The organism is Actinoalloteichus spitiensis RMV-1378 (assembly GCF_000239155.1).
GTDB classification, from domain to species: Bacteria; Actinomycetota; Actinomycetes; order Mycobacteriales; family Pseudonocardiaceae; genus Actinoalloteichus_B; species Actinoalloteichus_B spitiensis.
Map to the genome: position 1 here is coordinate 1 of NZ_AGVX02000545.1, position 10688 is coordinate 10688.

Annotated in this window: 10 protein-coding genes; 3 read left to right on the top strand and 7 right to left on the bottom strand. The window is 74.5% G+C overall.

Translation table 11 applies throughout. From position 1 onward, the window contains the following. Positions 1-52 precede the first annotated feature (52 nt). Together ACTIDRAF_RS0221400 and ACTIDRAF_RS0221405 are read right to left on the bottom strand one after the other, a co-directional pair. Positions 53-1012 carry an electron transfer flavoprotein subunit alpha/FixB family protein gene (locus ACTIDRAF_RS0221400; RefSeq protein ID WP_016700762.1) on the bottom strand — a complete coding sequence of 320 codons (960 nt, stop codon included), beginning with the start codon at positions 1010-1012 and terminating at the stop codon, positions 53-55. Positions 1013-1036: 24 nt separating this feature from the next. Beyond that, complete coding sequence (locus ACTIDRAF_RS0221405) at positions 1037-1819, bottom strand: electron transfer flavoprotein subunit beta/FixA family protein (protein WP_026066358.1); 783 nt, start codon at positions 1817-1819, stop codon at positions 1037-1039. A 284-nt stretch (positions 1820-2103) separates the two neighbouring features. Between ACTIDRAF_RS0221405 and ACTIDRAF_RS30350 the strand changes: the two genes are divergently transcribed. Beyond that, on the top strand, positions 2104-3696 hold the full coding sequence (locus ACTIDRAF_RS30350) for a 1,4-alpha-glucan branching protein domain-containing protein (RefSeq protein ID WP_157163188.1): 1593 nt from the start codon (positions 2104-2106) through the stop codon (positions 3694-3696). A gap of 86 nt (positions 3697-3782) precedes the next feature. Further along, positions 3783-5153, top strand: a complete 1371-nt coding sequence (locus ACTIDRAF_RS35135; RefSeq protein WP_016700765.1) for a glycosyltransferase family 4 protein — start codon at positions 3783-3785, stop codon at positions 5151-5153. A 109-nt stretch (positions 5154-5262) separates the two neighbouring features. On the opposite strand, the gene ACTIDRAF_RS0221420 is transcribed toward ACTIDRAF_RS35135, so the two are convergent. Both ACTIDRAF_RS0221420 and ACTIDRAF_RS0221425 read right to left on the bottom strand, forming a co-directional pair. Then, the gene (locus tag ACTIDRAF_RS0221420; protein WP_016700766.1) at positions 5263-6024 is read right to left on the bottom strand and encodes an acyltransferase; all 762 of its coding nucleotides are present in this window, start codon (positions 6022-6024) and stop codon (positions 5263-5265) included. A 63-nt stretch (positions 6025-6087) separates the two neighbouring features. Next, positions 6088-6555 carry a DUF4383 domain-containing protein gene (locus tag ACTIDRAF_RS0221425; protein WP_211215399.1) on the bottom strand — a complete coding sequence of 156 codons (468 nt, stop codon included), beginning with the start codon at positions 6553-6555 and terminating at the stop codon, positions 6088-6090. A 416-nt stretch (positions 6556-6971) separates the two neighbouring features. Here ACTIDRAF_RS0221425 and ACTIDRAF_RS0221430 point away from each other — a divergent pair, with 416 nt between their 5' ends. After that, positions 6972-7337: a hypothetical protein gene (locus ACTIDRAF_RS0221430; RefSeq protein ID WP_026066359.1), complete on the top strand. Its 366-nt coding sequence runs from the start codon at positions 6972-6974 to the stop codon at positions 7335-7337. Positions 7338-7487: 150 nt separating this feature from the next. On the opposite strand, the gene ACTIDRAF_RS0221435 is transcribed toward ACTIDRAF_RS0221430, so the two are convergent. From ACTIDRAF_RS0221435 to ACTIDRAF_RS0221445, 3 genes are all read right to left on the bottom strand, one after another. Further along, positions 7488-8666, bottom strand: a complete 1179-nt coding sequence (locus ACTIDRAF_RS0221435; protein WP_016700769.1) for a THUMP-like domain-containing protein — start codon at positions 8664-8666, stop codon at positions 7488-7490. Between the two features lie 70 nt (positions 8667-8736). Next, the gene (locus ACTIDRAF_RS0221440; RefSeq protein WP_051313427.1) at positions 8737-9741 is read right to left on the bottom strand and encodes a class I SAM-dependent methyltransferase; all 1005 of its coding nucleotides are present in this window, start codon (positions 9739-9741) and stop codon (positions 8737-8739) included. A gap of 32 nt (positions 9742-9773) precedes the next feature. Further along, positions 9774-10553, bottom strand: a complete 780-nt coding sequence (locus ACTIDRAF_RS0221445; protein WP_016700771.1) for an enoyl-CoA hydratase/isomerase family protein — start codon at positions 10551-10553, stop codon at positions 9774-9776. Positions 10554-10688: the final 135 nt, after the last annotated feature.

Consider the following 10688-nt stretch of genomic DNA (forward strand, 5'->3'; position numbering starts at 1 on the left):
CGGCGGGACGCCGACCGGGGCCACCGGGGTGCTCGTCACCGAGCGGCGTAGCTCAGCCGCGCCGCTTGGCGACCTCCTGAGACAGCTGCGGCGCCACGGTGAACAGGTCGCCGACCACGCCGAAGTCGGCGATCTCGAAGATCGGCGCCTCCGGGTCCTTGTTCACGGCCACGATCGTCTTGGAGGTCTGCATGCCGGCCCGGTGCTGGATGGCCCCGGAGATGCCGAGCGCCACGTACAGCTGGGGCGACACGGTCTTCCCGGTCTGGCCGACCTGGAACTGGCCGGGGTAGTAACCCGAGTCGACCGCCGCGCGGGAGGCACCGACGGCGCCGCCGAGGGCGTCGGCGAGTTCCTCGACCACCGAGAAGCTGTCGGCGCTGCCCACGCCGCGCCCGCCCGAGACGACGACCGACGCCTCGGAGAGGTCGGGGCGGTCACCGGCGACGACCGGTTCGCGTCCGGTCACCCGGACCGGCTTGGAGGCCTCCGCCACGGGGACCTCGACCGCCTCCTCGGTCGCCGCCCCCTCGGCCGCCTCGGCGTCGATCGCGCCGGGTCGCACGGTGATGACCGGGGTACCGGTGGTGACCTTCGACTTCACCACGTAGGCGCCGCCGAACACCGACTGGGTGGCGACGCCGTCCGCCGCGATGTCGTCGACGTCGACCAACCACCCCGACCCGGTGCGCAGCGCGACCCGGCCGGCGATCTCCTTGCCCTCGGCGGTGGCGCTGACGAGCACCGCGGCCGGGGAGGTCCGCTCCGCCAGCAGGGCGAGCGCGTCGACCTGCGGCGTGACCAGCAGGTCGGTGGCGGCGTCCGACTCGACGACGTACACCTTGGCGGCGCCGTGACCGGCCAGGCTCTCCCTGATCTTCGCCGAGGTGCCGGGGGCGCCGACCACCACGGCCGAGGGCTCACCGAGCCGGCGCGCGGCGGTGAGCAGCTCCAGGGTGGACTTCTTCACGGCACCGTCGACGTGGTCCACGAGGACCAGGACTTCGGACATGACTGCCTTCCTCTCCTCGCTGGGTCAGACGAGCTTCTGCGCTGCCAGGTACTCGACGATGCGCACGCCACCGTCGCCCTGGTCCTCGACGCGCTCTCCGGCGCCGCGCGGGGGCTTGGGAGCGGACTCGACCACCGAGGTGAACGCGGCGGCCAGCCCGACCTCGGAGGGGTCGATGCCGAGGTCACCCAGGCCGAGGGTGGTCACCGGCTTCTTCTTGGCCGCCATGATCCCCTTGAACGAGGGGTAGCGCGGTTCGTTGATCTTCTCGCCGACGCTGACCACGGCGGGCAGTTCGGCGGCGAGGTGGGTGATGCCGTCCTCGGTCTCCCTCTCCACCCGGATCTCGGTGCCCTCGACCTCGACCCGGCGAGCGTGGGTGAGCTGCGGGAGCCCGAGGAGTTCGGCGAGCATGGCGGGAACCGCGCCGGCCCGGCCGTCGGTGGCCTCGTTGCCCGCGACGACGAGGTCCACGCCCTCGATCGTCCTGACCGCGGCGGCGAGCACCTTCGCCGTCTGGATGGTGTCCGAGCCGTGCAGGGCGGCGTCGCTGACGTGGACGGCCTCGTCGGCGCCCATGGACAGCGCCTTGCGGATGGCCTCGGTCGCCCGGTCCGGGCCCATGGAGACGACGGTGACCTTGCCGCCGTGCGCCTCCTTGAGCAGCAGCGCCTCCTCGACGGCGCGCTCGTTGATCTCGTCGATGACGGCGTCCGCCGCGTCGCGGTCGAGGGTGTGGTCGGTGTCCGTCAGCTTCCGCTCGGACCAGGTGTCGGGCACCTGCTTGATCAACACGACGATGTTCATGGTCTCCATCGACCTCCTGCGGGTCACGGGGTGTTCGCGCACGGCGGATCAGTTGGGCATGACCCTGCCAGGTTGGCACCCCCCTGGCACAGTGGCACTGTCCGTCACCTGGTGGACATCAACACCACTCATGTTACTCACCGGTAGCCTCTCGTGGTGACGGGCGGCACGCCACCAGACGTGACGGTGCTCACGGCCACTCCCCGGGAGGGGTGGCCAGCGCGCCGGCCACCCCTCCCGACGAACCCGGTCGGCCCGGTGATCTCTGGCGGTACGGTGACCCGGTGAGTACGACCGCGCGGCAGCCGATCGGCAGCGTCTGCCTGGTCCTGCACAGCCACCTCCCGTGGCTGGCCCACCACGGGCGCTGGCCCGTGGGGGAGGAGTGGCTGCACCAGGCCTGGGCCGCCAGCTACCTCCCGGTGCTCGACGTGGTCGCGCGTCTCGCCGAGGAGGGACGGCGCGGCCTGCTCTCGCTCGGAGTCACCCCGGTGCTCGCCGCGCAGCTCGACGACCCGCACTGCCTCCGCGAGTTCCACTCCTGGCTCGGGAACTGGCAACTCCGCGCCCAGTACGCCGCCGGGCGCTGGCGCCAGGACGACCCGGCGCTGCGGGAGGTGGCCGCCGCCGAGTACCGGCGCTCGGCGTGGGCGCTGGACACCTTCGAGTCGCGGTGGCGGCACGGTGCCAGCCCGGTCCTGGACCGGTTGCGTTCGGCCGGGGCGCTGGAGGTGCTGGGAGGGCCGGCCACGCACCCCTTCCAGCCGTTGCTGGGCCAACGGTTCCGGCGGCACGCGCTGCGGGTGGGGCTGGCCGACGGCCGGCGCCGGCTCGGCGGGAGGCTGGGCGGGATCTGGGCACCCGAGTGCGGCTACGCGCCCGGCATGGAGGCCGACTACGCCGCCGAGGGAGTCACCCACGTCGTGGTCGAGGGTGCCGCGCTGCCGGACCTCGCCGAGGACGGCACCCCGGTGCGACTGCTCGGCGACTCCCCGGTGGTCGCCTTCGCCAGGGACACCGAGCTGTCCCTGCGGGTGTGGTCCCACGACGGGTACCCCGGTCATGCCGACTACCGGGACTTCCACACCTTCGACCACCCGTCCGGCCTGAAACCGGCCAGGGTCACCGGGCGGGACGTCGCCCCGGGGGACAAGCTCCCCTACGATCCGGCGCGCGCCCTGCACCGGGTCAGCACGCACGTCGACGACTTCGTCACCTCCGTTCGGGACCGGCTCGTCCGCCAGGCCAGGGCTACCGGTCGGCCCGCCACCCTGGTGGCCGCGTTCGACACCGAACTCTTCGGGCACTGGTGGCACGAGGGCCCCCAGTGGTTGGAGGGGGTGCTGCGGACGCTGCCGGAGGCGGGGGTCCGGGTGCGCACCTTGGGCGAGGTGGTCGCCGAGGATGAGCCGGGAACGGCGATCCAACCCCCGCCCTGTTCCTGGGGGGTGGGCCGGGACTGGCGGGTGTGGAACGGCGACCAGGTCGCGGAGCTGGTCGCCACCAACCGGGACGTCGAGCGGCGGCTGGTCGACCTCACCGGCCGGTGCCGCTCCCCCTACCGCGACCCGGTGTTGGACCAACTGGACCGGGAGGCCCTGTTGACGGTCTCCAGCGACTGGGCCTTCATGGTCACGGGTGACTCCGCCGCCGACTACGCGCTCCACCGGGCCCGTGAGCACGCCGGCCGCTTCCGCCAGCTGGCCGACCTCGTCGAGCGCGGCGACCGGGCCGGGGCGGCGCGCCTCGCCCAGCGGTTGCGGGGCCACGACGGACTCTTCGGCCACCTCGACGCCCGCGACCTGGGCCTCCCCGACCGGCTCCCGGGACCCCGGCCGGGGGCGGTCGCGCCCTCCGTGGCGGCCACGGCGAACTGATCCACCACGCCCGCCGGGGCGTCGGCCGAGCGGACGACCCGCCACGCGGTCCCCGCCGGTCCGGACGCCGGTGGGAGGATCGGCGGGTGCGGGTCTTGATGCTGTCGTGGGAGTACCCCCCGGTCGTGGTCGGCGGTCTGGGGCGGCACGTGCACGCGCTGGCCACCCGCCTGGCCCGGCAGGGGCACGAGGTGGTGGTCCTCGCCCGGCACCCGGCGGGCACCGACGCGACCACCCACCCCACCGTCGAGGAGTGGCGGGAGGGGGTGCGGGTGCTGCGCGTCGCGGAGGACCCGCCCCACCTGACCTTCGAACGGGACCTGGTCGCCTGGACCCTGGCGATGGGGCACGTCATGGTCCGGGAGGGCACGCGGCTGCTCCGCGAATGGCGACCGGAGGTCGTGCACGCCCACGACTGGCTCGTCGCGCACGCCGCCACCGCACTGGCCGACGCCGCCGACGTCCCGCTGGTCGCGACCCTGCACGCCACCGAGGCGGGCCGGCACAGCGGATGGCTCTCGCACAGCCTGAACCAACAGGTGCACTCCGTCGAGTGGTGGCTGGCGAACAGCGCGGACCTGCTGATCACCTGCTCGGCCGCGATGCGCCGCGAGGTCACCCACCTGTTCGACGTGGACCCCGACCGGGTCGTGGTCCTGCACAACGGCATCGACCGGCAGCGCTGGACCGGGCGGCGGGGAACGGAGCTGGTGGCCGATCCATCCCTGGCAGCGGCGACCAGCGGCGGAGCGCCGCGTACCACGGCCAGCGACGGCCGGCCTCCCGCCGCCCCGGACGCGCCGCGCCGCCCGCGTTCCGGAGCCCCGTGCGACGGTGGCCCCACCGGGAGGACCCGGCCGGCGACCCTGGTCTTCTTCGGACGGCTGGAGTGGGAGAAGGGCGTCCAGGACCTCATCGCGGCGCTGCCCGAGATCCGCCGCCACCACCCGGGTACCACGCTGGTGGTGGCGGGGAGCGGCCGGCACGCGACCGACCTCGTGGACGACGCCCACCGGCACCAGGTGGCCGAGGCCGTCCGGTTCGTGGGGCACCTCCCCGACGAACAGCTGGCCGCCGTGCTGTCCGCGGCGGACGCCGCCGTGTTCCCCAGCCGGTACGAGCCCTTCGGGATCGTGGCCCTCGAGGCGGCGGCCGCCCGCGTGCCGCTGGTCACCTCCACCGCCGGCGGTCTCGGCGAGGTGGTCCGGGACGGGAGCACCGGGGTCTCCTTCCCACCCGGCGACGTCCACCGGCTGGCCGGGGCGGTCCGCGAGGTCCTCGACGACCCGGACGCCGCCCGTCGCAGGGCGGACGCCGCGTTCGACCGGCTGGCCACCGACTTCGACTGGGACCGGATCGCGGCGGACACCGCGCGCGAGTACGCGGGCGCCCCCCGCCGGCCCGCCAGCGTGCTGGGGCGCCCGAAGATCCCCTCGGGGAACGTGTTCGGCCCCTGATCCGCCCCGGACGCGCTGGCGGGTCCTCGCACCGGAACGGGTCGCGGGTCGCGGTCCACCGGTCCGGATCCCGCGCCCGCCACGAGTCGGCGTCACGGGTGCCCGTCGATCAGCCGGCGACCGGTGTCCCCGGGATGTCCTCGGCGCCGCTGGCCGGGACCGGGACCGGACGACCCTCGGCGGGTCCGGTGCCCTGGTCGCCCCCGTCGTCCGGGCTCTCCGGGCCGCGACGACGCACCACCCGGGCCGGGATACCGGCGGCGACGGCGTAGGGCGGGAGTTCGCCCCGGACGACGGCGTTGGCGCCCACGACCGAACCCCGTCCGATGCGGCTGCCCCGCAGGACGGTGGCCTTGGTGCCCAGCCAGCAGTCCTCCCCCACCCGCACCGGGGTCTTCACGATCCCCTGGTCCTTGATGGGGCGGTGCGGATCGGTGGTGACGTGGTCGAAGTCGCAGACGTACACCCCGTCGGCGACCAGCGACGCGGCCCCGATCTCCACGTCGAGGTAGCAGTTCACCGTGGCCCGCTGGGCGAGGACGACCTTGTCCCCGATCCGCAGGGAACCCTCGTGGCACCGCACCGCCGTCCCCGCGCCGATGTGCACCCAGCGACCGAGCTCCAACCGGCCGTGACCCGGACGGCACTCGATGCTCACCCCTCTGTCCAGGAACACCATGCCGCGCAGGACGACCTGCGGTCGCGTCACCCGGAGCCGGAGCAGGCGCAGGTAGCGCACCAGGTACCACGGTGTGAAGGCGCGGTTCCGGACCACCCAGCGGAGTGAGTCCCGGGTCAGGAACCTCGCCTGCTCCGGGTCGCGGCGGAACCACGACCCGACTGACACCAGGGACTCCCAGAGCGCGCTCACCTCGCAGAAGATACGGGGCGCGACCGCCGGGGGCGGCGTCGGGCGTGAGCCCTCGCGGCCCCGTCAGGAGGACGGCCGGGCGGCCGGGTCGTGGTACCCCCTTCCCCGCAGTGCGAGACCGAGGCCGATCATGCCCAGGCCCAGGACCAGGTGCAGCCAGTTGTCGGCGGTGTTGACCGGCACGAAGTTGGCGGTGCTGTCGTGCGGGACGATCAGGCCGTACAGCAGCAGCACCAGGTAGATCAGCCCGCCGCCGATCAGGAACCCGACGGCGAGGTCCGCCGACCTGGCCATCGCCAGGCCGGCCACGCCGAAGGCGAGGTGCACGAGGTTGTGCAGCACGGAGACGTGGAAGACCCCGAGCAGCATCGCGGTGGACTCGTGGCCGGCGAAGGTCATCCCGTCGTAGCCGGTGGTGATGCCCGGGATGAACCCCAGGACACCGACCAGCAGGAACACCAGGCCCACCACGGCGGCGGCCCTGCGCACCGGAGCTCGTCCCAAGGGCGACGGCGAGGGTTGTCGTGACATGGGTGCCTCCTTGGGAGGGGATCAGGCCCCCAGCGTGGCCCGAGGCCGGGGCCGGCGCGAACGGAGGTCACACGGTCGTGGCTCTCCCGTTCGGGGGAGAACGGCGTCCCCGCTCCGGCACGGTCCCCGCACTCCCGCCACCACGCCACGGCCAGGACCCGGTGGCGGACCACCCCACCGGTGCGCACGCCCGGCCACTGTCGCCCCACCGCACCCCCCGCCCGGTCGCCGCCCCCGTCCGGCACCACCAGCGGGCCGCGTCCCACCGGGGCGGGGCGCTCCTCGGTGAATCCGCCGGCGTGACGCGCTGGCGGAGGGGAACCCCGGAGAGTGCGGACCGCACCACGGCGGACGACCGGCCGCCGGCGCCACCGGGGGTCCGCCAGGCCGACGAGACGTCGGGAAGGAGCGGAGCGATGCGCGTGTCCCCGAGGGCCCTGGCCCGTGCCCAGGGCGCCTTCAACATCCTCGGCGGCCTGTGGCCGCTGGCCAGCCTGGGCAGCTTCGAGAGCATCTTCGGTCCACGCAAGGTGGACGACTGGTTGCAGTACACGGTGGGCGGCCTGCTGGTGGTGGTCGGCGTCGCCCAGGTCCGGACCGGGAGGTCCCCGGAAAGTGAACGCCAGGGGCGGGTGCTGGGTGTGGGAACGGCCGCGACGCTGCTGACCGTCGACCTGGTGTACGTCACGCGGGGCAGGATCTCGAACCGGTACCTGCTCGACGCCCTCGCCGAGACCGGCTGGCTGCTGGCCTGGACCTGCCAGCGCCGTGCGAAGCGGTAGGGGCGCCCCGGGGGTCGGAGTGCGCCGGGTGCTGTCGCGCCGCGGGCGCCAGGGGACGCCGACCACGCCGGGGGGCGCCGACGACGGGCCGCGAGCTCCCTGGACCGCTGCGCGCCCCCGACGGGGCGGCCAGGGTCCACGACCGGGTCCTCAGGTGCGTACTGCCTCGCACAGGAAGGCCGTCGGGGTGTCCCCGATCCGCGTGAGCACCACCGTCGCCTCCGCCGGCCCCCGGAGCCGCAGCCGCTTCCGCAGCGCGTCGGGATCCACGGCCACCCCCCTGGTGAGGACCTCCAGCCGACCGACCTCCCGTTCGCGCAGCCGGGCGCGCAGGGTCCGCTCACCGTAGCGGCCGTGCTCCAGCACCCGGAAGGCCCGCACCCCAGGGGGCGGCCGGTCGCCGGTCAGGTAGGCGATCCGGGGGTCGAGCTGACCGAGACCGTGCCGGGCGGCGTAGTGGCGGACCAGTCCGGCCCGCACCACGGCGCCGTCCGGGTCGACCAGCCACTCCCCCGGTTCCCGCACCGGGCACTCGTCCGGATCGGCATCGGTCAGTTCCCAGCCGCTCCCGTCGGAGCCGAGAACACTCGCCCGCCGACGCACCCCCGGTGTCGCCAGTCCCTCGGTCCACAGGGTGGCCTCCCGCACCCCGCCGTCGAGGGAGACGAGTTCCACCTCCCTGGCCCACGGCACCAGGTCGGGGTCCAGTCCCGGGGCCGCCTTCACCACGAGGTCCCGGCCCCGGGCCGCGGCGGCCAGCTCCGGTAGCGGCGGTACCAGCTCCTCCGGGCGCCAGGTGCGGCGCCCGCCGGCGCCCCGCCTCGCCGGGTCGGCGAACAGCACCGCGTTCCGGCTGACCGGACGGAGCGCGTCGGCCCTGACCAGCAGCGGCGCCACCCCGGCTACGGCGGCGTTGTGGGCGGCCATCGCCAGGCGCACCGGGTCCAGGTCACTGCCGAGGCAGCGTCGCGCCGACCCGGCCACGGCGACCAGGTCGGCGCCGACCGAGCAGGTCAGGTCGTGCACGTCGCGGTCGGCGAGCCGGCGGGCGCGGTGTTCGGCCACCACGGTGGCGGTGGCCTGCTGCGCGGCGTCCTCCGTGAACAGCCACTCGTCCGCCCACCGCAGCCGCCCGGCGGCCCGGCGGCGCAGCACGGCCGTCTCGAGCAGCGCGGAGGCCCGTTCGGCCCCGACCAGCGACCTGGCCGCGGCGACGTCCGCCAGCCGGGTGGCCGCCGTGAGCGGGCGGTCGGCGAGCGCGGCGAGCGCGGCCCGCCCCCGTTCGCAGGCCAGGAACCGCACGTCGTCGAGGGTGAAGGTGTAACCCATCAGCGTTCGGTGCCCCACCGGCGGTGGAACGGGTGCGGCGGGCGGCGGGCGGTGCCGCGCCGGGGGGCGCTCACCCGCGCAACCGGACGGGCCGGTCCGGCTTCACCCCCGTCACGGACACGTTGTAGAAGAGTTCCCGGGGCAGGACCCTCGCGAGCACCCGTTCGTCGAAGCGGCTGAGCCGCTGCCAGGTCCGGTAGGCGAACATCGCCCAGTCCCACCCGAGTTTGCCGGGGGGCACGGCGGCCTCGAAGGTCCGCACCGGCCACCCGAAGAGGGCGGCGGTGAACTCGTCGGTGCTGGCGCGGACGTCGACCGCGCCCGCCGCCAGCGCGGTCCGCTCCAACTCGGTGGGATCGAAGGTGTGGAGGTCCACGACCGCCTCCAGCGCGGCGGCGCGGGAGGACTCGTCGAGCTCCCGCTGCGGCCGGCGCCAGTCCCGCAACGCGGGCAGCCGGGTCAGGTTGGTGGTCAGCCACCAGGTGGCCCGTCCCAGCCTCCGCGCGTAGAAGTCGCCGATGCGGGTCGGGTCGCCGGCGAACACGAAACGGCCACCAGGGCGGAGCACCCGCAGGACCTCCCGCATGGCCGCCCGGACGTCCGGGATGTGGTGCAGGACGGCGTGGCCGACGACGAGGTCGACGCTGTCGTCGGGGTAGGGGATGCGTTCGGCGTCCCCCACCCGGCCGTCGACGTCCAGCCCCAGCCGGTCGGCGTTGGCCAGCGCCGCCTCGACCATCCCCGGGGACAGGTCGGTGACCGAGCCGCGTTCGATGACGCCGCCCTGCATCAGGTTGAGCAGGAAGAAGCCGGTGCCGCTCCCCAGTTCCAGCGCCGTCGGGTAGGGGCGGCCGACGTCACCGGCCACGGCCCGGAAGCGGGAGACCGCGTAGTCGATGCAGCGCTGGTCGTAGGAGATCGACCACTTGTCGTCGTAGCTGGCCGCCTCCCAGTCGTGGTACAGCACGTTGGCGAGCTTCGGGTCGTTCCAGGCCGCGTCGACCTCCTCCGCGCTGGCGTGCGGGTGGGGACGGGGTTGCTGGGCGTCCGGTTCGCCGGTGAGCTGATCGGTCACGTCGACCTCCCTGGTCGTCCCGCGCGGGCGGGTCACTTGCCGTCGAAGACGGCCTTGCCCGGCCCGTTCTCGACGAAGGAACGCATTCCGGTCTTCTGGTCCTCCGTCGTGAAGAGCCCGGCGAACAACTGGCCCTCCAGGCGGAGCCCGCTGTCGAGGTCGCCGTCGAGGCCACCGTCGATCGCGGCCTTGGCGGCGGCGAGGGCGACGGCCGGCCCGGTCGCGAACTGGCCGGCCCACTCCACCGCCCGCGCGTGGACCTCGTCGGCCCCGACGACCCGGTCGACCAGTCCCATCTCCCTGGCCTCCGTCGCGTCGACGTAGCGGCCGGTGTAGATCAGGTCCTTGGCGCGGGCCGGGCCGACGAGGCGCGCCAGCCGCTGGGTCCCGCCCCCACCGGGGATGACCCCGAGCAGGACCTCGGGCAGGCCGACCCTCACGTTGTCGCCGGCGATGCGGTGGTCGCAGCACAGCGCCAGTTCCAGCCCGCCGCCCAGCGCGTACCCGGTGACGGCGGCGACCGTGGGCTTGGGGATGGCGGCCACCGCGTCGAGCGCGGCGGCGAGGTTCCGCTGCCCAGCCAACGCCTCCGCGTACCCGGAGTCGATCATCTCCTTGATGTCCGCGCCGGCGGCGAAGACCTTCTCCCCGCCGTACACGACCACGGCCCGGACGTCGGAGCGTTCCGCGGCGTCCTCGGCGGCGGTGCGCAACTCCCGCTGGAGCACCCTGTTCAGGGCGTTGAGCGGTGGGCGGTGCAGCCGGATGGTCCCCACCCCGGCAGTGGCCTCCAGTGTGACGAACTCACCCACGCCAGTGTCCTCCTCACGAGCCCTGGGCCGTCCGATCTCCGGCCCCCGCCGGGACGAAGGTTACCGTGCGGTAGAGCGTTCGTGGCCCCCGGCGACCACCGGGTGGAGGGGCGGCACGGGTCGGGGCCGGCGGGG

What these genes read in the sequence shown, in the direction of transcription:
- ACTIDRAF_RS0221400 (WP_016700762.1), bottom strand. Translation starts at nt 1,012, where the DNA reads ATGTCCGAAGTCCTGGTCCTCGTGGACCACGTCGACGGTGCCGTGAAG.
- ACTIDRAF_RS0221405 (WP_026066358.1), bottom strand. Translation starts at nt 1,819, where the DNA reads ATGAACATCGTCGTGTTGATCAAGCAGGTGCCCGACACCTGGTCCGAG.
- ACTIDRAF_RS0221425 (WP_211215399.1), bottom strand. Translation starts at nt 6,555, where the DNA reads ATGTCACGACAACCCTCGCCGTCGCCCTTGGGACGAGCTCCGGTGCGC.
- ACTIDRAF_RS0221430 (WP_026066359.1), top strand. Translation starts at nt 6,972, where the DNA reads ATGCGCGTGTCCCCGAGGGCCCTGGCCCGTGCCCAGGGCGCCTTCAAC.
- ACTIDRAF_RS0221435 (WP_016700769.1), bottom strand. Translation starts at nt 8,666, where the DNA reads ATGGGTTACACCTTCACCCTCGACGACGTGCGGTTCCTGGCCTGCGAA.